General features: G+C 64.9%; 16 protein-coding genes. 12 read left to right on the top strand and 4 right to left on the bottom strand.

Features of this window, described 5'->3' with window-relative positions; all coding sequences use genetic code 11:
* Positions 1-70 precede the first annotated feature (70 nt).
* From Q3C01_RS37845 to Q3C01_RS37830, 4 genes are all read left to right on the top strand, one after another.
* Complete coding sequence (locus Q3C01_RS37845) at positions 71-823, top strand: SDR family NAD(P)-dependent oxidoreductase (protein ID WP_458150397.1); 753 nt, start codon at positions 71-73, stop codon at positions 821-823.
* Between the two features lie 36 nt (positions 824-859).
* Positions 860-1,558 carry a pirin family protein gene (locus Q3C01_RS37840; protein WP_458150396.1) on the top strand — a complete coding sequence of 233 codons (699 nt, stop codon included), beginning with the start codon at positions 860-862 and terminating at the stop codon, positions 1,556-1,558.
* 157 nt (positions 1,559-1,715) lie between these two features.
* Entirely contained in the window at positions 1,716-2,315 is a 600-nt protein-coding gene (gene wrbA / locus Q3C01_RS37835) for an NAD(P)H:quinone oxidoreductase (protein ID WP_458150395.1), read from the top strand.
* A gap of 62 nt (positions 2,316-2,377) precedes the next feature.
* A complete protein-coding gene (locus tag Q3C01_RS37830; protein ID WP_458150394.1) occupies positions 2,378-2,512 on the top strand; it encodes a hypothetical protein in 135 nt (44 codons plus the stop codon).
* Positions 2,513-2,528: 16 nt separating this feature from the next.
* On the opposite strand, the gene Q3C01_RS37825 is transcribed toward Q3C01_RS37830, so the two are convergent.
* Entirely contained in the window at positions 2,529-3,668 is a 1,140-nt protein-coding gene (locus Q3C01_RS37825) for a GNAT family N-acetyltransferase (protein ID WP_458150393.1), read from the bottom strand.
* Between the two features lie 365 nt (positions 3,669-4,033).
* Between Q3C01_RS37825 and Q3C01_RS37820 the strand changes: the two genes are divergently transcribed.
* Positions 4,034-5,017, top strand: a complete 984-nt coding sequence (locus Q3C01_RS37820) for a glycosyltransferase (RefSeq protein WP_458150392.1) — start codon at positions 4,034-4,036, stop codon at positions 5,015-5,017.
* A gap of 104 nt (positions 5,018-5,121) precedes the next feature.
* On the opposite strand, the gene Q3C01_RS37815 is transcribed toward Q3C01_RS37820, so the two are convergent.
* Positions 5,122-6,150: a glycosyltransferase family 2 protein gene (locus tag Q3C01_RS37815; protein WP_458150391.1), complete on the bottom strand. Its 1,029-nt coding sequence runs from the start codon at positions 6,148-6,150 to the stop codon at positions 5,122-5,124.
* Between the two features lie 422 nt (positions 6,151-6,572).
* Between Q3C01_RS37815 and Q3C01_RS37810 the strand changes: the two genes are divergently transcribed.
* The 4 genes from Q3C01_RS37810 (at position 6,573) to Q3C01_RS37795 (ending at position 10,655) form a co-directional block, all read left to right on the top strand.
* Positions 6,573-6,836, top strand: a complete 264-nt coding sequence (locus Q3C01_RS37810; protein WP_458150390.1) for a hypothetical protein — start codon at positions 6,573-6,575, stop codon at positions 6,834-6,836.
* Positions 6,837-6,958: 122 nt separating this feature from the next.
* The gene (locus tag Q3C01_RS37805) at positions 6,959-9,244 is read left to right on the top strand and encodes an exopolysaccharide transport family protein (RefSeq protein ID WP_458150389.1); all 2,286 of its coding nucleotides are present in this window, start codon (positions 6,959-6,961) and stop codon (positions 9,242-9,244) included.
* Positions 9,237-10,043, top strand: a complete 807-nt coding sequence (locus Q3C01_RS37800) for a WecB/TagA/CpsF family glycosyltransferase (protein WP_458150388.1) — start codon at positions 9,237-9,239, stop codon at positions 10,041-10,043. Before Q3C01_RS37805 ends, Q3C01_RS37800 begins: the two co-directional genes overlap by 8 nt.
* A gap of 270 nt (positions 10,044-10,313) precedes the next feature.
* On the top strand, positions 10,314-10,655 hold the full coding sequence (locus tag Q3C01_RS37795; protein ID WP_458150387.1) for a hypothetical protein: 342 nt from the start codon (positions 10,314-10,316) through the stop codon (positions 10,653-10,655).
* Here Q3C01_RS37795 and Q3C01_RS37790 read toward each other — a convergent pair.
* Positions 10,629-14,732 (bottom strand): bifunctional diguanylate cyclase/phosphodiesterase, encoded by a 4,104-nt coding sequence (locus tag Q3C01_RS37790; protein WP_458150386.1) that lies wholly within the window; start codon positions 14,730-14,732, stop codon positions 10,629-10,631. The genes Q3C01_RS37795 and Q3C01_RS37790 overlap by 27 nt on opposite strands.
* A gap of 306 nt (positions 14,733-15,038) precedes the next feature.
* Between Q3C01_RS37790 and Q3C01_RS37785 the strand changes: the two genes are divergently transcribed.
* Together Q3C01_RS37785 and Q3C01_RS37780 are read left to right on the top strand one after the other, a co-directional pair.
* Positions 15,039-16,091: an Ldh family oxidoreductase gene (locus tag Q3C01_RS37785; RefSeq protein WP_458150385.1), complete on the top strand. Its 1,053-nt coding sequence runs from the start codon at positions 15,039-15,041 to the stop codon at positions 16,089-16,091.
* Between the two features lie 21 nt (positions 16,092-16,112).
* Entirely contained in the window at positions 16,113-17,480 is a 1,368-nt protein-coding gene (locus Q3C01_RS37780) for an LLM class flavin-dependent oxidoreductase (protein ID WP_458150384.1), read from the top strand.
* Between the two features lie 114 nt (positions 17,481-17,594).
* On the opposite strand, the gene Q3C01_RS37775 is transcribed toward Q3C01_RS37780, so the two are convergent.
* Positions 17,595-18,050 carry an Lrp/AsnC family transcriptional regulator gene (locus tag Q3C01_RS37775; RefSeq protein ID WP_458150383.1) on the bottom strand — a complete coding sequence of 152 codons (456 nt, stop codon included), beginning with the start codon at positions 18,048-18,050 and terminating at the stop codon, positions 17,595-17,597.
* Positions 18,051-18,205: 155 nt separating this feature from the next.
* Between Q3C01_RS37775 and Q3C01_RS37770 the strand changes: the two genes are divergently transcribed.
* Positions 18,206-21,637 carry an indolepyruvate ferredoxin oxidoreductase family protein gene (locus Q3C01_RS37770; protein ID WP_458150382.1) on the top strand — a complete coding sequence of 1,144 codons (3,432 nt, stop codon included), beginning with the start codon at positions 18,206-18,208 and terminating at the stop codon, positions 21,635-21,637.
* The last annotated feature ends 159 nt before the right edge of the window (positions 21,638-21,796 follow it).

Below are 21,796 nucleotides of genomic sequence, written 5' to 3'. Positions count from 1 at the left end.
TTCTATTTCTATACCACAGATGGAGGCATATCAAAGGGGGCATCAGACATTCAGGGAATGGAGAAATCCAATGACCAAGAAGCTTTCAGGAAAGGTTGCTCTCGTCACCGGCGGCTCACGCGGCATCGGCGCGGCCTCCGCCCGCGCTCTCGCCGATGAAGGTGCCGACGTCGCCATCAGCTACGTCGCGTCGCCCGACAAGGCCGAAGCCGTGGTCGCCGAACTGAAGACCAAGGGCGTGAAGGCCCGCGCCTTCAAGGCCGACCAGGCCTCGGTGACTGAGGTCGAAAAGCTCGTCAACGACGTCGCGAATGAATTCGGCCGTCTCGACATCCTCGTCAACAATGCCGGTGTCGCCGCCGGCGGCGCCATCGACGATCCCAAGGCCGACACCGCCGCACTGGCGCGCCTCGATGCCGTCAACGTGCATGGCGTGATCGCGGCGATCCGCACAGCCTCGCAGTTGATGGGCGAAGGCGGCCGCATCGTCACGATCGGCTCGATGCTTGCCGACCACGCCTCGTTCCCGGGACTTGCCGACTACGTCGCGACGAAGGCCGCGGTGGTTGGCTACACCAAGGGTGCAGCCCGCGATCTCGGTCCGCGCGGCATCACCGTCAACGTGGTGCAGCCCGGCTCGATCGACACCGACATGAATCCGAAGGATGGCGGCGAGTTCGCCGAGACCCAGCGCAAGAAGCACGCGCTCCAGCGCTTCGGCCGGCCGGAGGAAGTCGCCGCCGGCGTCGTCTTCCTGGCGAGCCCGGAAGCCTCCTTCGTCACCGGCACCGTGCTCAACGTCGACGGCGGCTTCAACGCCTGATCCGGACGCAGACTATTCAAGCCAGGAATCACGCACATGATCGAACTCAGACCTTTCGCAAAGCTCGGCAGCGCCGACCACGGCTGGCTCAAGGCCAAGCATCATTTCTCCTTTGCCAGCCACTACGATCCGGACAACATGGGACACGGCGCGCTGCGCGTGTGGAACGATGACGAGATCGCTCCGAACACCGGCTTTCCCGCCCACCCCCACGCCAACATGGAAATCATCACCTATGTGCGCGAGGGCGCGATCACCCATCAGGACAGCCTCGGCAACAAGGGCCGCACTGAAGCCGGCGACGTGCAGGTGATGAGCGCGGGAAGCGGCATCCGCCACTCCGAGTACAATCTCGAGGCGACCAAGACCAAGATATTCCAGATCTGGATCGAGCCGGTCGGACGCGGCGGCCAGCCAACCTGGGGTTCAAAACCGTTTCCGAAAGCGAACCGAAACGGCAAGCTCGTCACCATCGCCAGCGGCTTTCAGGCCGACAAGGGCGCGCTGCCGATCCGCGCCAATGCGCGGGTGCTCGCGACCACGCTGAAGGCCGGCGAGAGCGCGGAATACGAACCGCAGACGTCGCGTCACCTCTATCTCGTGCCGGCCGCCGGCGCTGTCGAGGTCAATGGCGTGCGCGTCAATGCCCGCGACGGTGCCGCGATCCGCGATGAGTCCAACTTGAAGATCACGGCGCTCGAAGACTCAGAGCTCGTGCTGGTCGACGCGGCATAACGACGAATGCCGTCATGGCCGGGCTTATCCCGGCCATCCACGGCTCTCTGCACAGAAAACAAGTACGTGGATGCCCGAGACTCGTGGCGCGAAGACGCGCTTCGCGCTTTTGCCCGGGCATGCATTTTTTCAACCTCACTCACAACGGAGACCACCAATGGCTAAAGTTCTCGTTCTCTATTATTCCGCCTACGGCCACATCGAAGCGATGGCGAACGCCGTTGCCGAAGGCGCGCGCGAGACAGGCGCGACTGTCGATATCAAACGCGTACCCGAACTCGTGCCGGCCGAGGTCGCCAAGGCCTCCTATTACAAGGTCGACCAGGCCGCTCCGGTCGCCAAGGTCGAGGACCTCGCGAACTATGACGCGATCATCGTCGGCACCGGCACCCGCTTCGGCCGGATGTCCTCGCAGATGGCGAACTTCCTGGACCAGGCCGGCGGCCTCTGGGCCAAGGGCGCGCTGCACGGCAAGGTCGGCGGCGCCTTCTCCTCGACCGCGACCCAGCATGGCGGCCAGGAGACCACGCTGTTCTCGATCATCACCAACCTCCTGCATTTCGGCATGGTGGTGGTCGGCCTGAACTACGGTTTCGCCGGCCAGATGAAGCTGGACGAAGTGACGGGCGGCGCGCCCTACGGCGCCACCACGATCACCGGCGGTGACGGCAGCCGCCAGCCCAGCGCCAACGAGCTTGCCGGCGCGCGCTATCAAGGACGCGTGATCGCGGAGACCGCGAACAAGCTGCATGGCTGATGCGTTCGGGGCGGCATTCTCTTTTGCGGATGCCGCCCCACCTCAGCGTGCAGGAGCAACGCATGGCCTTCGAAATTCTCCTGATGGCGCAGATGATCCGCAAGCCTGTCCAGATGCTGGCGCGGCGCTGGTATTGCCGCAGCCTGTTCCGCGCCTCGCGCGGCCGGCTGCACTGCGCCGAATGCACGGGACAGTGACGCGCTCCTGCGCGTGCTAGGCCTTGCCCATCGCGCGGTTCGCAAGAGCGGCGAGCCGCGGATGGCGCCGCAGGCCCTGGGCTGCGTGATCGCGCAGCACATAAGGCACGCCGCGCCAGGACAGCGCGACGCTGACGTCGGTCAGCGGAAGCCGCACGGCGCCGAAACGGCGCTTGTAGTCGTGATTGCCGATGCTGAGATCGAAGCGGCGCACGCCCTCTCCATGCAAGGCCGCCATCGTGCGTTCGGTCACGAGCAGGCCCGGCGAGCAGGCCGACCAGGGCTTGCCGGCATTGCTGATGCGCAGCAGATAATAGCTCGCGCCGTATCTCAGGCCCAGCGACGTCGCGATGATGCCCTCGTCGCACACCAGCGCCGAGACGATCGCATAGCCTTCCGCAACGCCCTTCCGGACCACCTCGCGATAGAATTTCGCGTGGCTCTCGTCGCCGAGGACGAATTTGAGCCCGAGCTGCTTCATGCGCTGCTGCTGCTGGATGTCCATCGCATCGAGCAACATCAGCGCATGATCGACCTCGGTCGCAATCTCGAAACGCGCGCCGGCATGACGGCTGAAGACGCGCCAGCAGCGCGGCAGCTGCATGCGCTTGATCGCGGTGCGGTAGTCCGAATAATCATCGCCCGTCAGCACCAGATTGCCATTGAGCGAACAGGATCCGACGCGGCCGAGCGACACCAGCGGGTTCGGTTTGCCGCCCACATAGGCCGGCATCTTCTGCAGGCGCAGCAGATCGAAGCGATCCGGCAATGCGCGCAAGCCATTGACCAGCGCATCGCCGATGGCGCGCGCGCCGGCCGCGTCGCATGCGGCGTCGAGCGCCAGGATCGGCGCGTTGTTGTCGGACACGCCGAGATCGGCGAACTCGACGATGCGCACGCCGCCCTTGCTGCGGCTGATCATCGGCACCAGCGCAATGTCGTTGCCGGTCCCGGCATCCGACATGACCGCGATCAGCGGAGAGAGGCCTCGGAATGCGTCGTACCAGGCGGCCAGCCAGTCACCATGCTGGAATGCCGTGCGATGGCCCGCACCCAGGCGCGATGCGGCCTGCCTCCAGTCGCGCACGAAATCGATTGCGATTCCGGACGCGCTGGTCACCCGACCGTCTAGTTGCTCGATGCTGAGAAATGCCATCCGCCCTGGGCATACGATTACTGAATGTTTCCAGATGAAGAACGTTTTGTCGCCAACGACAAGTTACGTCGCTGCTTATCGTTAAGCTGATACCGTTGGGCTTTCCTTGCAGAGCGGCGCCTGTCCTGATCTGAGACGTGCGGAAGCCGACCCGTCCTCACCTTTGGCCAATCAGCAGGCTCGCCGGATACGGTGGGTTTAACGCTAATATGCAAAAGGCGCCCCCGACCGCTGTTTGCTGCAAAGCTTTGACGCTTATCTGGCTATCATCGAAGGCGAACCGAGCCGCCATCATGCGGCGCCAGGCCCGATATGCGGCCTGATTAACGAACCATTAAAGCCAGCTCCAGAGGACGAGGCGTCAATTGATCACGGTCGGCGCCATCCTCGATCCACCGCCGGGCACGCTGTCGACCGCCGGGGAGCACGTGGAAGCGCGTTCGGCCGGATTCGTCTCCGTTATCATCCCCGCCAAGAACGCTGCCGCCTACATCGGTGAGGCGATCGGGAGCGCGCTGGCGCAAAGCAAAAGTGTCGGCGAAGTCATCGTCATCGACGACGGCTCGAGCGACGACACCGTGGCGATCGTCCGGTCCATCCGCGACAGCCGGCTGCACCCGATCGCGAACGAGCTTCCGGGCGTCTCGGCGGCGCGAAATCTCGGTGCACGCACGGCGCGCGGAGATTGGCTGCTGTTCCTCGACGCCGACGATCGTCTGCGCGCAGGCGCGGTGGCCACGCTGGTCGCGGCAGCGATGGCCGCGCCCGCCGCCGTTCTCGTCTATGGCGACTACGATCTGATCGACAGTGATGGCCGGCCGATCGGCCGGCGCGGCCTCCTGCAAGGGCGCAGCAAGCCGTCAGGCGACGTTCTCGCGCGGCTCGCGCGCGGCAACTTCATCGTCAATGGCGGCATCACGCTGGTGCGCACTGACGCGTTCCGGACGGCCGGCGGTTTCGACGAGCGGCTCAGCTTGTGCGAGGATTGGCATTGCTGGTGCCGCCTGGCCGCGATCGGCGACTTCCAGTTCGTGCCCGCGCTGCTCCTCGACTATCGCCTCCACACTGCGAACACCATGAATGCAGCCGCGCGCTCGCCCGGCGACTTCTTTCCGGCGGTGGAGCGCGTCTTTGCCGACCAGTTGATCCTCAGTAAGCTCGCGCCGGAGAGCCGGCCGGGCCTGCGGCAGGCGGCCGAGATCCACCTCATCACATATGCGGCGACCCAGGCGGTCCGCTTTCGCCGCTATGGCGATGCCCTGAACTATATGCGCATGGTCGGGCAGCGGTCGCTCACCGCGTTGCCGCGATCGCTCGCGAAGCTGGTTCTCGCCCGGCTTGGCATCTAAAGCGCGATGAAATCAGGATGAATCATCATCGCGCTTTAGGTTATTGTTTGCGCATGATGTTTTCGGAAAACCGCTGCACGCCTTTCCGGATCATGCTCTAGGCGTCACGAGACGATCTTCGTGGCTTCATACGGCCGCTGCTCGATGCCGAAGGCGGCGAGCGCGCAGCCCAACGCGACCATCACGGGATGCATCGCGACGACTGCTTTGGACGTGAACGACAAGCGCGCCGCGCGGACCAGCGACAGCGGCAGCCTCCCCAGCATCGCCGCAAACACGCGCGCCCGGGCGATTGTGGTATTTGCCGCCTTGCACTGTACACGATAATTGATCGCTCCGATGCGCAGGCTCCGTTTTGCGATCCACCCCAAGCTCGTCCGGCTATGCGGCACTGTCTCGGTGATCGCGGCTTCCGCCGTCCAGTGGAATTTCATTCCCGCATTACGGCATCGCGTGAAGAAATCACAGTCGCCACCGCCGAGGAAATTGAATCGGAGGTCGAAGGCCGGACTGTGGAGCCGGTCGAACACCGGACGTGTGATCAGGCAGTTGCCGCTGCCGTAGATCTGCGGCACCGCGCCCGTATAGTCATAGGCCGGGCAGAACGCCGGATGGCGCGCGAGCCAGGGTTTCGTGTCGTCGTCGAAGATCGGCAGCACCGGACCGCCGACGATGTCGGCGCCGGTGGCCTCCGCGGTGCGCACCATCAGCTCGAGCCAGTCCGGCGAGGCGATCTCGTCATCGTCGATCATCAAGAAGCGGTCGGCTGCCGGAAACAGCGCCTGCGCCGTCTCGAAGGCGGCGTTGATCGCCTGGCAATTGCCCTGACGCTTCTCCACGAGGCAAATGCCCTGAAGCTTTCCCGCGGCGAGGAACTCCGCGGCGACCGGCGCGCTCTCGCGCTGCGTGGTGTCGTTCTCGACCATCACGACCGCGAAGGAGCGCGGCGTGCGCTGGCTGGCCAGCGATTCAAGGGTCAGCCGCAAATGCTGCGGCCGCCGGAAACAGGGTATGCAGACCACAATGCCGACCGACAGGTCGAGCACGTGCGAGCTCGCGGCGATCTCCCGGCTGGGATCGCGCACCGCATCGGTGATGCTGCTCCTGGGCAGCTCGGTCGGGATCAAGGTCATGATGCTGCTCAATGGCCGAGATGTGTTGAAAAAGCCCTGCTCCAGTCCGATACAGTGCTGCTATCGCGATACACGATCGTCCCAAGATGGACGCCCGCTCCGACGCCGGCAGTCGCGGCTTGGTTCGACATGCCACGCACTGCAACCACACCTGACGCCGAATTTCGCCTCGCGCCGACGCTAGTTACCATCCGCTGAACCGCTTTCACGTGTTTCGCCTGCAAAATCCCTCGCGCATGCTACTGCAATTCTCGATCCAACGCGGTGTAGGCTCACGCCTGGGAGGATGGCGTAGTTAACGCGCATGCGCATTAACCGAACCGTAAGCACCGCGACCGGCGGTGCCCCACCGGCATCAAATTTGCTCTTCGGTCGTGTGCGGGATTCCCTGTAATTTGGGGCGACGCAGCGCGATTGAAAAAATGAACAAGCAAGCCACGATCGACCTCGCGATAGCAACTGAGACCGATGCGGTCGCGCGCGCGGTGGAGGCGAATCCGAACCTCGTGTTGACGCATCCCAATCTCGATGCGTTTGCCGCTGCGCCGTCGGACGCACGCACGCAGAAGCGCGTGCGCGGTAACGAACCGTTAATCCCCGGAGGGACGGCGGCGGTGGAAGCGTCACAACGACGCGCCGCGCGCTCACACGCGCTTAAACGCTTTGTTTGCCATTTCGGTGAATAGTCCCTCAATGAGTATGGTTAATTTTCCCTGTTGCGTTTGTTCAGCGCCTATATCAGGGGCGCAGCGCGTGACCCGAAGAGTAACCCCTCGGCCTGCGGCAGTTGGAGTGAAAGCTGGGGAACATGCTCGACTATGACCAGCCGATAGAGCGATCGAAGCGAGAGGCCAGGCAGCCTGCGCCATCGGCCGGCTTCAACGTGCTCGAGCTCGTCCATCTGCTCTGGCAGCGCAAGGCCGCGATCGCGGCCGCCGGCCTGATCGGCGCGAGCCTCGCCGTCGCCGTCGGCAAGAGCCTGACGCCCCGTTACACCGCAACCGCCCAGCTCTATGTCGATCCGCGCGAGCTGCAACTCGTCGACCGCGAGCTGACGCCGCGCGCGCAGGACGTCTCCGGCATGGCCATGGTGGTGGAGAGCCAGGCACGCCTGATCACCTCCAACAGCGTGCTCCTCCAGGTCATCGAGCAGGCCAATCTCGATAAGGATCCCGAGTTCGGCGGCGGCGACGGCAGGAGCCTGATGTCGTCGCTGCTTGGCTTGATCGGTCTTCAGGGCCGCGCTCCCTCCGCCGCCGCCAGGAAGGAAGTTCAGCTCGGCGCCCTCGAGGCGCTGAACCGGCACATCACGATCCGCAAGACCGAGAAGAGCTTCATCGTCGACGTCGAGGTATGGTCGACCGATCCGGCGAAGGCGGCGATGCTCGCCAACACGCTGACCAACGTCTATCTCGCGGAGTCTCGCAACTCACAGGCGTTGGCGGCGCGACGCGCCACCAACGACCTCTCCGGCCGGCTGAAGGAATTGCGCGAGCGACTGCGTACGGCCGAGACCGCCCTTGCGACCTACAAGGCGCAGAACAATTTCGTCGGCACCCAGGACACGCTGATCAGCGACCAGCAGCTTTCCGCCAGCAACCAGCGGCTTGCCGCGGCACGCGCGGCGACGCTGGACGCGCAGTCGCGCTACGACCAGATCGAGGCGAGCCGCCGCACTGCGACCGATGCCGGCGCCATTCCGGAAGCCCTGCAATCGCCGACCATCGCGAATTTGCGCGCGCAATATGCCGAAGCGCGCAAGAAATACGCGGAGCAAGCCGCCGAGCTCGGGCCGCGGCATCCGGCGCTACGCCAGACCGAGAAGCAGGTCGAGGATGTCAAGCGCACCATCAACGAGGAGATCGATCGCTTCGCCCAGGCCGCCAAGAACGATTTGACGCGCGCGCGGGACTATGAGGCGTCGCTGAACCGGGCGCTGGAAACGCAGAAGCGGCAGAGCGTGCAGCTCAGCCAGGCCGCGGTGCGCCTGCGTGAGCTCGAGCGCGAGGCCGAGGCCAGCCGCGACGTCTATCAATCCTTCCTGAAGCGCTCACGCGAGACGGAGGAGCAGGAAAGCCTGAATACGTCGGCGGCCCGCGTGATCGGCGAGGCCACGATGCCGCAGCGGCGCTCGTTCCCGCCGACGATGGGCCTGTTCGCCATGATCGGCTTCTTGTTCGGCTCGCTCGCCGCCACGGGCTGGTTCGTCGCCATCAGGCAATTGTCCGCCGGCGCATCGGAGCCCGAACCGACGCGCCGCGAGCGCACGGCAGCTCCCGAAGCTCCCAAGGCCTCGGTCGACGACGCCTCCACGCCGCAGACGCCGCCGCTGACGCTGGTCGAGAAGCCGCTGATCGCGCGCCTCCAGGAAGCCGACGTCATGCGCACGCTCGGCGCCATCCTCGCTGTCGACACCACGCTCGACCTCACCCGGCTGGGCTGGCCGACGCTCCGTCCCGGATTTCCTCTGACGACGCTGATCAACGCGATGCGCGACATGCGCGCCGTGGCGACGCGACACGCGGCAGGCAAGACCATGCCGGTGATTGCAATCGTCGGCGCCGGCACTACGGCCGACCGCAGCGTCGCTGCGCTGAACTTTGCGCTCGCCGCCGCTCGTGACGGCACGCGCGTGCTGATGATTGACACCGACCGCCGGGCCCACGAGCTCTCCGACAAGCTCAACCGCCCCGGCAAGAGCGAGCCGGGCCGGTTCGGCTGGCTCTCAATCGGCAACAAGGCATCGCGCGAGATCAAGACCGCAAACGGCATTTCGGTGCTGCCCGTCGCCGGGGGCGATGCCGGCAAGGCCGTCGAGGCCATCGGCAAGGCGGTGGCGCAGGCACGTTCCGCAGGCGGCAGCGATCTCGTCATTCTCGATGGGCCGGCAATGCCGCTGACCGCTGCCGACCGCAAGCTGCTCGACGCAGCGGACGCGCTGGTGGCCGTGCTGCCCACTCATCTCGACATCAACGATGCCATGGAAGACATCCTCACCGCACTCGGCGGTGGCGAGCGCAAGCTCGTCGGCGTCATCCTCAACGAGCTCAATCCCGCGACCCAATCGCGCCAGCGAGGCAAACAATATGCTTGAGCGCCGCGTCAATCTGGTCGGACGCACCGCGACCGCCGAGGTACCACGGACCACGGTCGGTGGCCTTCGCATGGCCGCGCTCGACCTGGAAGCGACTGCCGATTTCATGATCGAGGCGACCGACCCGCGTCATCGCATCGGCCGCCCGCTCTATCTCACCTCCGCCAACGGCGAAGTGCTGGCGCGCTGCTCGACCGAGCCGCAAACCGACCGCCTGTTCCGCTCGGCCGACCTGATCAATGCCGACGGCCAACCGCTGGTAGCGGCCTCCAGGCTGCAATCATGGTTCCCGCTTCCCGAACGCGTCGCGACGACCGATCTCTTCCATGTCGTCGCCCGCAAAGCCGAAGCTGCCGGCCGGACCTTCTACATGCTGGGCGCCAGCGAGGACGAGAACGCCGCTGCGGTCGCTCGGATTCGGAAGATGTACCCGAACCTGAAGATCGTCGGACGCAGCCATGGCTATCTCCGCGGCGACGCGCTGCGGGCCAAGGTCGACGAGATCAACGCGCTGGCACCCGATTATCTCTGGGTCGCGCTCGGCGTGCCCTTCGAGCAGCTTTTCGTCGAGGAATACACGCCCCATCTCGGCAATGTCGGTGTGATCAAGACCGCTGGCGGCCTGTTCAATTTCCTGTCCGGCAGCCGCAGCCGCGCGCCGAAATGGATGCAGACGATCGGGCTGGAATGGGTCTGGCGCACGATGCTGGAACCGCGGCGCTTGTTCTGGCGCTATCTGACCACCAATCCGCGTGCGCTCTATCTCCTGTTCAGCCGAAACCGGCCATTCAATCGCTAGCGTGGCGGCACGGCGAAGCTTCTGCTAGACTGGCGTCAGGCATCCGTGGACCCCGCGCCTTGCCGGGCGGGAGCCTTGACGGCTAGAACATAGCAACGCGGTCGGCGCCGGCAAAACGCCCAGTCGCCAGTTGCCCGTGGCCGACGATGAGGTCGGCTTGAATGGCTCGCGAAGATTTGTGCGAGCGGATTTTCTCACCGCGTCAAGGTCGTCACCGTGTCCTTAACTGATCGGCCTGTTTTCAGGCGCGGCACAGGGAGCACCGAAGCAATGCATCAGGCTCAACGCCTGGAGTTCGAGCGCGTGATGGACGAGTTCGCCCGCTGGCACGCCGTGCCCGAGCACGAGCGCTCGCCCGCGCCGGCGTGGTGGTGGGGGCCCGCCATGGCGGTGTTCGACGACCATGAGCCGATGAGCAGCGCGTTGTGTTGCGAGCTTGGCTTGAACGAAAGCGCGAGCTTCGCCGAAGGCGCGCGCACGATCCTTGCACTGTTCGTCGAGCAGACGTCTCTGACGGGGCCACAGGATTTTCCAAGCAAGTCCGAGGGTGACGATCACGCCACTCGCGAGTTGCACCCGCTGCCGTCAGACGACAGCGCGTTTCAGCCGTGACGTGGTCTCCGCCTCGCTGCCTGCGTCCTGCTCGGGCTGGAGTGGTGGCGCCATAGGTCGCAACAGCTCGGCCATCTGCCGCGCCGGCAGCGGCTTGGCGATCAGGAAACCCTGCATCTCGTCGCAGCCATGAGTTCGCAGGAACGTCTCCTGCTCGGCATTCTCGACGCCCTCGGCGACCACCGTCATGCCGAGCGCCTTGCCCATGCTGATGATCGCCTGCGCGATCGCCTGGTCCTCGCTGTCATGCGACAGATCGCGCACGAAGGAGCGGTCGATCTTGATGGTGTCGATCGGAAAATGCTTCATCAGCGACATCGACGAATAGCCGGTGCCGAAGTCGTCGATCGCGAGGCGAATACCGCGGCTCTGGATGGCGTCGAGCACCTTCAACGCGCGCCCGACGTTGCGCATCATCATGCTCTCGGTGACTTCGAGCTGGAGCAGCACGGGCGACATGCCGCTCGCCGCGAGCGCCTCGTCGACATCTTGCAACAGGTGCTCGTCGGCGAACTGCCGCGGCGACAGGTTGACCGCCATCGACAGCGGCAAGAGGCCGCGGCGCTGCCAGGCCATGGCCTGCGCACAGGCCTCCTTCAGCACCCAACGGCCGATCGGAACGATCAGGCCGGTCTCCTCGGCGAGCGGGATGAACTGCGCCGGCGATATGCTGCCGAGCTCGGGATGCGTCCAACGGAGCAGCGCCTCGACGCCGGTGATCTGGCCGGTCTCCATGTCCACCTTGGGCTGGTAGTTCAGCGCGAACTGCTCGCGCTCCAGCGCCCGCCGCAGCGCGCTTTCCAGCGACAGCCGCTCGATCGACTGCGTCTTCACCTCCTTGGAGAAGAAGCGGTAGCCGTTCTTGCCGTCTTCCTTGGCGAGGTACATCGCCATGTCCGCATTCTTGGTCAGCGTCTGCGCGTCGGCGCCGTTGGCCGGATACATCGCGATGCCGATCGAGGCCGTGGTGTGGCACTCGTGACCGGCAAGCTCCATCGGCTGCGCGAGTGCCGTCAGGAGCCCGGTTGCGATGCGCTGCACGTCATCGATCTCACCGCATTGGTCGAGAATGACCACGAATTCGTCGCCGCCGAGCCGCGCCATCACGTCGCTCGTCCGCAGCGCGCGGCGCAGCCGAGCGGCGACCTCGAGCAGGAGCAAGTCGCCAGCTTCATGGCCGAGCGAGTCGTTGATGACCTTGAACCGGTCCAGGTCGATGAACAACAGGGCAAAGCGGTGGTCGTGACGCTGCGCCGTGTCGATAGCCGCACGTAAGAGGGCGTTGAACGTCTCGCGATTCGGCAGGTTGGTCAGGCTGTCATGGGACGCCAGATATTCGATGCGCTCGTCGGCCTTGTTCTTCTCGTCGGCACGGTCGAAATTCTCCATCGCGAAGGAGACGTTGTCGGCGAGGCGCTGGAGCAGCTCGACGAACTCGCCGGTGAACGCCGCGTGCTCGGTTGACATGTAAATCATGACGCCAACGGCCTGATCGTGTGCGATCAGCGGGAATGCGGCGCCCGACCGCGCCCGGTCGTTGCGAACGATGGCATGGAACGCGGCGACCCGGTTGTCGTTCAGATAGTCGTTGCTGATGCAGGGCTGCCGGGTGCGGAACGCCGTACCACTCATGCCACGCCCTTCGGGACGCGCGGGGTCGATGGACAGCCTGACGTTCCGCGTCGTCTCGGAGGATGGGCCGGCAGTAGCCACAATCTCGAGCTGGTCGCTGTCGGGACTGGCAAGCGCGATGGTCGTCGAGGTGAACTTGCCGCCGAGCACCGCCGCTTGGCACACCAGCTCGTACAATTCGGCACGGGACTTCGCCCGCATGATCGCTTCATTGGTCGCGCTCAGCGCCGCGAACATGAGCGTCAGGCGCTCCTTCTGCTCCTCCGTACGAGCCTTCTCTTCGGCGCGGTCGAAATTGTCGAGTGCGAAGGAGACGTTTTCCGCGAGCCGCTCCAGCAACTCCACGAGGTCGGGCGTAAAGGTGCCTTCCTCGGGCGCAAGGAACAGCAGGATGCCGATCGGCTCCCGACCCGCGCGCAGCAGCGGGAAGCTCGCTGCCGCGTGGGTGCCGTCCTCGTTCGCCTTGGTGCGCCAATGCTCGGAGCGCGGATCGTTCAGATAGTCGTTCATCACGCAGGGTCGTCGGGTCCGCACCGACGTGCCGATCAGGCCTCTTCCTTCGGGATGATCGGCGGAGATGACGCAGGTGCGACCGAGCATCCTCTCGTGCTTGCGCCCCTTGGCCGCGACGACTCGGAGAACTTCATGCTTGGCATCCATGAGACCGATGGTGGTCGAGGCGAACATCCCCCCGAGGACGGCGGCCTGGCAGGCCACCTCGAACAGCTCCTCGCGCGTCTTGGCGCGCATGATGGCTTCGTTGGTCGCGCAAAGCGCCTGGAACATGCCGCTCAGCCTGTCGCGCTGCCTGTCGGCCCGCGCCTTCTCCTCCGCGCGATCGAAGTTCTCGAGCGCAAAGGCGACGTTGGCCTGCAACCGCCGGAGCAACTCGACGAACTCCGGAGTGAATGTGTCGCGCTCCACGGCATTGAAGAGGAAGACACCTTCGACCCGACTGCCGTTGAACAGCGGCAAGGCCGCTGAAGAATGTATGCCGGCGCGACGCGCGCTTTCGTGCCATGGCTTGATGCGCTCGTCGGCCAGTAGGTCGTTGCTGATATAGGTCTGGCGAGTCCGGAAGGCGGTTCCGGTCAACCCTCGTCCCTCCGGCACCGCGTCGGTGAGGGAGAACGTGTAGTTGCGCAAGTCTTCCGCATGCGGCCCGTAGCTCGACGCGACACGGAGCAATTCGGCCTCAAGATCGGCCACAAAGATCGTGGTCGATGCGAATTTTGCACTTTGTACCGTGGCCTCGCAGACCAGATCGAACAGTTCGGCGCGCGATCGCGCGCGCAGAATCGCCTCATTGGTGGCGCTGAGCGCGGCATACATCCGCGCCAGCCGCTCCTCCTCGGCGGCGATCCGTGCCTTCTCCTCGTCGCGCGCGAAGTTGTCGAGCGCGAAGGAGACGTTCTCCGCCATGCGCAGCAGCAAGCCGACGATCTCCTGGTCCTTTGCCCAGGACCGGCTGATGAAGAACAGCAGCACGCCGACGCCGTCGCCGCACTTGATCAGCGGCGCGGCCACGCACGCCGCGACGCCGGTATCGACGTTGACCTGCTCCCAGGGCGTTCCCTTGGTGCGACTGGCGAGGTCGTCCTCGACGATCGGCTCCTGCGTGCGGAACACCTGGCCGGAAATGCCGCGGCCGAACCGATTGTCCGGATCGATCGAGTAGCGCGCCTGGGTGACGAGGTCGAGATTTTCGCCCGTTCCCGCCACCGGCTTCAACCAGTGTGAATTCGGCTCGCGGAGCAGGACGATGGTTGCAATCGACTTGGCGCTGTGCACGGAGGCGTCGCAGACGAGCTGATACAGCTCGAGCTCGGTCTTGGCGCGCAAAATAGCTTCGTTGGTCGCGCTGATGGCGCTGAACATGCGGTTCAGCCGCCGCATCGCCTTTTCGCCGCGGACGCGGGCCGTTTCGCGCTCGAGATTTTCGAGCGCATAGGAGATGTTGGACGACATGCGCGTGAACAGAGAGACCATCTGCTCGTCGAGCGATCCGGCCTCGGTGCGCGTGGCGAACAGTACGCCGACGCTCTTCCCATTGCTTATCAGCGGCAGGGCCGCGGCCGCACCGACGCCGGCCTTGATGGCGCCTTCGCGCCATGCCAGCGAACGCGGATCGTTCAGGAAATCGTTGCTGATGCACAGCCGCTGCGTGCGGAACGCCTCACCGCCGACGCCTGATCCTTCCGGCGTGCCTTCCTCGATGGTGATATTGATGGACCGCAGCCGGGGAACATCCTCGCCGCAGCCAGCCGCGAAGCGCAGCCGCCGGCCATCCGGCTCGACCAGGAACACCGAGACCGCCAAAAAGTCCCCGCTCGAAAACCCGGCGTCGCAGACCTTCTGGTACAGCTCGTCCGGCGATTTCGCATACAGGATGGCTTCGTTGATGGCACTCAACGCTGCAAATGTGCGCGCGAGGGTCGTCTGCAAGGTCTCAACTCCCGGGCATTCCTGCCGTTTTTTCCCGCGACTTTATCGGCGACGACCGCCTAAGTGGTCGTTATTGCGCCCTGCAAACCCGCAATCAAAGTGAATGGGCTGCGAACGAGTGGTGCAAAACTGTTCGCAGAACTACGGTGGACGCGGCTTTTCGCGCCAGCAGCGGCATCCGCGCACGGCTCCTTTACCAATATGCAGCCCTGATTTGGTTTACGGGAGATTGATATCACGCCTGCGCTTTGAGACGATGGCCCTCAACAATCCAGCCCGCCAACGGGCGGGCATCGAGGGAACGCCATGCCGATCGTCAAGGCCGACCGCCTCACGCGCGTCAGTGCCGCGCTGCTTCGGGCTGCGGGCGCATCCGTCGAGGAAGCCGATGCGGTTGCGACCGGCTGCGTCAACGCCAATCTCGCCGGCCATGACTCCCACGGCGTGATCGCGATCCCGACCTATATCGACCGCATCAAGGCCGGCCACATCGTGCCCGGTGCTCAATGGACGATCGTGCAGGAATCGCCAACCACGACGGTCATCGACGGCCATTGGGGCTTCGGTTTCCACGTCAACGCCAAGGCGATGATGCTGACGATCGCGAAGGCGAAGACCGCAAGCGTCGCCGCCTGCACCGTGTTCCGGCAGAGCCATGTCGGCCGGCTCGCGGCATATCCGCTGATGGCGATGCGCGAAGGCATGATCGGAATTGCGACGGCGGATTCCGGCCGCTCGCCAAAACATGTGGCGCCGTTCGGCGGCCGCGAGGCACGGCTCGGCACCAACCCGATCGCAATCGCGGTGCCGTCCGATCTCGAGGCCCCGTTTTATCTGGACATGGCGACCTCGGCGGTCGCCGCGGGCAAAATCCAGCTGGCGGTCGCGCGCGGCGAAGAGATTCCGTTGGGGTGGATCATCGATGCCGAAGGGCGGCACACCACCGACCCCACGCAATATCGCAAGGGCGGCGCACTGCTGCCGCTCGGCTGCACCGAGGGCTACAAGGGCAGTGGCCTCGCGGCCATGGTCGAGGTGCTGTGCGGCCTGCTCACCGGTCTCGGCTTCGGTGTCGAGCCGACCGGCCGTCACAATGACGGATGCTTCATGGCGGTGTTCAACGTCGCCGCGTTCCGCCCCCTGAAGGATTTCAAGCGCGAGGTCGCCGAGTTCGCGCGTTACCTGAAGTCGACGCCGCCGTCGGAAGGAAGCCGCGGGGTGTTCTATCCCGGCGAGGTCGAGCATCTGCGGGAAATCGAGCGATTGCGCGACGGCATCGCGGTCGAGGACGCGACCTGGGAGAAGCTGCGCGCGCTGGCGCGCGGCTACAAGCTCGACACCGAGCTCGACCTCGCCTGACGAAAAACGGAGAGAAGCGGCATGACGCGGCAGATGGTACTGGTCGGCTTCCTTCAGGCGCAGAACTGCACCAATCTGCCGAGCTCGTGGCGGCATCCGGACTCGCGCGATGATTCGATGTCGGCGGACTACTACCAGGAGATCGCGCGCATTCTCGAAGTCGGCAAGTTCCACATGGCGTTCTTCGACGACCGCCTGGCGATGCCAGACCGCTACGGCAACGATCACGCGCACACCGTCGAATATGGCATCCGCTGCGTCAAGATGGATCCACTGATCGTGCTGACCACCATGGGCATGGTCACCGACAGGCTCGGGCTCGGCGCGACCTGCTCGACTACGTATTACGAGCCGTTCGACGTCGCGCGCCGCTTTGCCACCCTCGACCTGATGTCGGGTGGGCGCGCGGGCTGGAACGTCGTCACCTCGCTCAATGACGGCGAGGCGCTCAACATGGGCAGGGACTCCCATCCCGAACATGACGCTCGCTACGACCGCGCCGACGAATTCATGGAGGTCGTGCTTGGCCATTGGGACACCTGGGAAGACGGCGCGCTGATCGTGGACAAGACGAGCGGCCGCTTCGCTGATCCGAGCAAAGTGAAGCGTCTCGATCACAAGGGGTCATTCTACAAATCGCGCGGGCCGTTCACCGTGCCGCGCTCGGACCAGGGCCATCCCGTCATCATCCAGGCCGGCGCCTCCGGCCGCGGGCAGCGCTTTGCGGGACGCTGGGGCGAAGTGGTCTTCACTGCTGCGCGAAATCTTGCGGGCGCCAAGGAGGGCTACGCCGCCGTGCGCAATGAGGCTGCCAAGGCCGGACGCGACCCCGATGCGATGTTCCTCTGCAACCTGACCACGCCGGTCTGCGCCGCGACCAAGACGGAAGCGGAAGACAGGATGGCGCTGATCAACACGCTGCCGCTCCAGATCGACGCGCTGTCGCTGCTCGCCGAAGCCCTCAACTATGATTTCGCCTCGAAGGGACTCGATGAGCCGCTCACGACCGACGAGCTGAAGAGCATGCAGGGCATCCTCGGCATCCGCGACGGCGTACTGAAGCTGTCGGGCAAGAGCAATCCGACCGCGCGTGATTTCGTCACCTTCTCCGGACGCGGCGGAGTACAGGATGCAATGGTCGGCGGACCGAAGGAGATCGCCGACAGATTCGAGGAGATGTTCATCGAGCGAGGTTGCGACGGCTTTGTCATCGCTGCGACCTACGTTCCGGGCTCCTATGCCGACTTCGTCCGCCACGTCGTGCCGGAGCTACAGCGGCGCGGGCTGTTCCAGAAGGATTATCGCGGCAAGACGCTGCGGGACAATCTCGGGCTGAAGCGGCCGGCCGCCGGCGCGTGGAAGACACAGCCGCGCGTGGCCGCGGAATAGATATCGTAGGGTGGGCAAAGCGAAGCGTGCCCACCACTTTTCGCAATCGTGGAGAGATGGTGGGCACGGCGCAAGAGCGCCTTTGCCCACCCTACGACCCGACGACACCGCATATCAAAACGGCAGCGCCACGCCCGTCTTGATCTCCTTCAGGATCACGTTGCTTCGGACGTAGCGGATGCCGGGAATCCGGAACATGAATTCATCGAGAAATTTGTTGTAGGCCGCCATGTCCTGCACCACGACGCGCAGGTGATAGTCGGCATCGCCCGTGGTCGCAAAGCACTCCAGCACCTCGCGACGTTTCGTTACGCGCGAGACGAACTCGTCGACGAATTTTGCATCATGCCGCTCCAGCGAGACATGGAGGACCGCGGACATTGCAAACCCTGCCCGCTCGCGCGCGACCAGCGCCGCATAGCCCTGGATGATTCCGGTCTCCTCCAGCGCGCGCACCCGGCGCCAGCATGCCGAGGTCGACATGCCGACCTCCTCGGCAAGCTGCTGGTTGGTGGCGCGACCATCCTTCTGGAGATGAGCGAGAATCCGCGCGTCCTGTTCTTCGATCATGGAAGCACCTCAATCCGGATAATTCTACCACACCGAAGGTAATATCGCAAAAATGTACCAAATATCGCCTCCATTCGGGATGGATAGGTAAGACCTACCAGCCATCAGGGACTAACCTTTCGCCTATCCGGCAGGGACGCCGCGCGAGGTCCACCATGGACGCCATTTCATCACTCGATGCTTACGAGCTCTCCGACCGCTACGAGCGCGAGGATGGCAGGGTCTTCCTCACGGGCACGCAAGCGATCGTCCGCATCGCGCTTGACCAGGCCCGGCGCGATCGCGCCGCGGGGCTGAGCACCGCTGGCTTCATCTCCGGCTATCGCGGCTCGCCGCTCGGCGGCGTCGACCTCGAGCTGTGGCGTATCAAGGATCGCCTGACCAGAGATCGCATCGAGTTTCTGCCCGCGGTGAACGAAGATCTCGCTGCGACCGCCGTGCTCGGCTCCCAGCAGGTCGAGACGCAAGCCGACCGCGAGGTGCAGGGTGTGTTCGGGCTCTGGTACGGCAAGGGCCCCGGCGTCGACCGCTCCGGCGATGCGCTCAAGCACGGCAACGCCTACGGCTCCTCGCCGCATGGCGGCGTGCTCGTGATCGCTGGCGACGACCATGGCTGCGTCTCCTCCTCGATGCCGCACCAGTCCGACGTCGCCTTCATGAGCTGGTTCATGCCGACGCTGCATCCGGCAAGCGTCAGCGAGTATCTGGAGTTCGGCGAATATGGCTACGCACTGAGCCGCTTCTCCGGCATGTGGGTCGGCTTCAAGGCGATCTCGGAGATCGTGGAATCAGGCGCCTCCGTCGCATTGCGTCCGCCGCGCGACTTCCGTACGCCCGACTTCACGCCGCCGCCGGGCGGCCTGCACTATCGCTGGCCGGATCTGCCGGGTCCGCAGATCGAGGAACGGCTGGAGGCGAAGAAGCATGCGGTCTACGCCTTCGCCAAGGCCAGCCCGATCGACCGGCACATCTACGACATCCCGCACGCGACCTATGGCATCGTCACCACCGGCAAGGCGCATCTCGACCTGATGGAGGCACTGCGGCTGATGGGCCTTGATGAAGCGGCCTGCCGCAGCATCGGCATCGACATCTACAAGGTCGGCATGGTCTGGCCGCTGGCGCTGCACGACGCGATGGAGTTCGTGAAGGGCAAGCGCGAGATCCTGGTGGTCGAGGAAAAGCGCGGCATCATCGAGAGCCAGTTCAAGGAGTATTTTTACGACTTTCCCGGCGCAAAGCCGGAGCGCATGGTCGGCAAGCATGACGAACAAGGGACGCGGCTGATCTCCTGGATCGGGGAATTGTCGCCCCGCGCGCTCGCAGGCGTCTTGGCACGACGGCTCGACCCGATGTTTCCGGGGTTGAACCTCGCCGCGCGTGCGGCCGCGCTGTCGCCGGAGGCTGAGCGCGTGATCACCGTCAGCGGCGCGACGCGCACGCCCTATTTCTGCTCAGGCTGCCCACACAACACGTCAACCAAAGTCCCCGAAGGCTCCAAGGCGCTTGCCGGTATCGGCTGCCATTTCATGGCGAGCTGGATGGACCGCGAGACCTCGTCGCTGATCCAGATGGGCGGCGAAGGCGTGAACTGGGCTGCGTCGTCAAGATTCACCGGCCACAAGCACGTGTTCCAGAATCTCGGAGAAGGCACCTATTACCACTCGGGCTCGATGGCGATCCGGCAGGCGATCGCCGCGAAGGCCAACATCACCTACAAGATCCTGTTCAACGACGCGGTGGCGATGACGGGCGGCCAGCCGGTCGACGGCCCCGTCAGCGTGCACGCGATCGCGCACAGCGTTCGCGCCGAGGGCGTTTCGCGCATCGCGCTGGTGTCGGACAATCCCGCGCAGTTCTCGCCCGCGGATCTGCCTGGTGGCGTAAGCATCCATCCGCGCGAGGAGATGGACGCCGTGCAACGCGAGTTGCGCGGAGTCCCTGGGGTCTCCGTGCTGATCTATCAGCAGACCTGTGCCACCGAGAAGCGCCGCCGGCGCAAGCGCGGTCAGATGGGAGATCCGAAGCGCTTTGCCTACATCAACGATCTCGTCTGCGAAGGTTGCGGCGACTGCTCGGTCGAGTCCAACTGCCTGAGCGTCGAGCCGAAGGAAACGCCGTTCGGCCGCAAGCGCCAGATCAACCTGTCGGCCTGCAACAAGGACTTTTCCTGCCTCAACGGCTTCTGCCCGAGTTTCGTGACGGTCGAAGGCGCCACGCGACGGAAGAGGACGGCGAGCGACGTCGATGCCGTGGGTCGCGCCGCCTCGCTCCCCCTGCCCGCGCCCGCGTCGCTCGACCGACCCTACGATCTCCTGGTGACCGGCGTCGGCGGCACCGGCGTGATCACCGTCGGCGCGCTGATCGGCATGGCCGCGCATCTCGAACGCCACGGCGTCTCGGTGCTGGATTTTACCGGCTTTGCGCAGAAATTCGGACCCGTGCTGAGCTACATCCGTCTTGCCGCGAGCCCGGAGGCGCTGCATCAGGTGCGCATCGATCAGGGCGCAGCAGATGCGCTGATCGGCTGCGATCTCGTCGTCAGCTCTTCGCCTAAAGCCTCCGGCACCTACCACCGCGGCACGCGTGCCGCGATCAACACGGCGGAGATGCCGACCGGCGACGTCGTGCGCTTCCGCGACGCCGATCTCGCCTCGCCCGCCCGCCTGCGCGCGATCCGCCGGGTCGTCGGTGACGGCAATCTCGATACAATCGACGCAAACGCACTGGCCGAACACCTGCTCGGCGATGCCGTCTACGCCAACATCATCATGCTCGGCTTTGCCTGGCAGCGCGGCCTCGTGCCGGTCTCGCTTCAGGCTTTGCTCCGCGCGATCGAGCTCAACGGCGTCGCGGTCGAGCGCAACAAGCAGGCTTTGGCCTGGGGCCGGATCGCCGCGGCCGATCCGGATTCTCTCCCCAAGCCGGAGGGCTCTCCCGTCGCCGAGACGCTCGATCAAATCATCGACCGTCGTGCCGAATTCCTGGCTGCATATCAGGACGCAGCCTATGCGGCGCGCTTTCGGGCGATGGTCGCGAAGGTGCGCAGCGCCGAGAGTAAATTCGGTAGCGAGGCGCTGACCGATGCGGTCGCGCGCTCCCTGTTCAAGCTGATGGCCTACAAGGACGAATACGAGGTGGCACGCCTGCATATGCAGACCGGCTTTCTCGATACGCTGAAGCGCGAGTTCGACGGCGATTTCAGGGTCAACTATCATCTGGCGCCGCCCTTCCTCCCCTCAAAGCGCGACGCGCGCGGCCGGCCGCGCAAGCGCGCCTTCGGGCAGTGGATCCAGATGCCACTTTCGCTGCTCGCGCGCCTGAAAGGATTGCGCGGCACGCCTTTTGATCCGTTCGGGTATACCTCCGAGCGGCGCGCAGAGCGCGAGCTGATCACCTGGTACGAGGGATTGATTGACATGATGCTCGGCCGGCTCGACACCGCGCATCTGCCTGATCTCGTGACCATCGCCAAGGCGCCGATGGACATCCGCGGCTACGGGCCGGTGAAGGATGCCGCGATCACGAAGGTCAAGGCCGAGGTCGTATCCTTGCTGGCGCGGCCGGCAGCTGCCCAGGCAGCCTGAGGAGGCTCCGCGTCCACGAAAATGAGGACAGGCACCGTCCTCCGCCTGAGGTAAGCTCCCGCGGTCGCCTTCGCCGACGGGGGAGCCTCATGGAACGTAGAACTGTTTCGCTGAATTCAGCTATCGCAAGCCTCATCCTGTTTGCCGCCGCGCTGCCGG

This window comes from Bradyrhizobium sp. UFLA05-109 (genome assembly GCF_054185165.1).
This window is presented reverse-complemented; position numbering and strand designations above follow the sequence as displayed.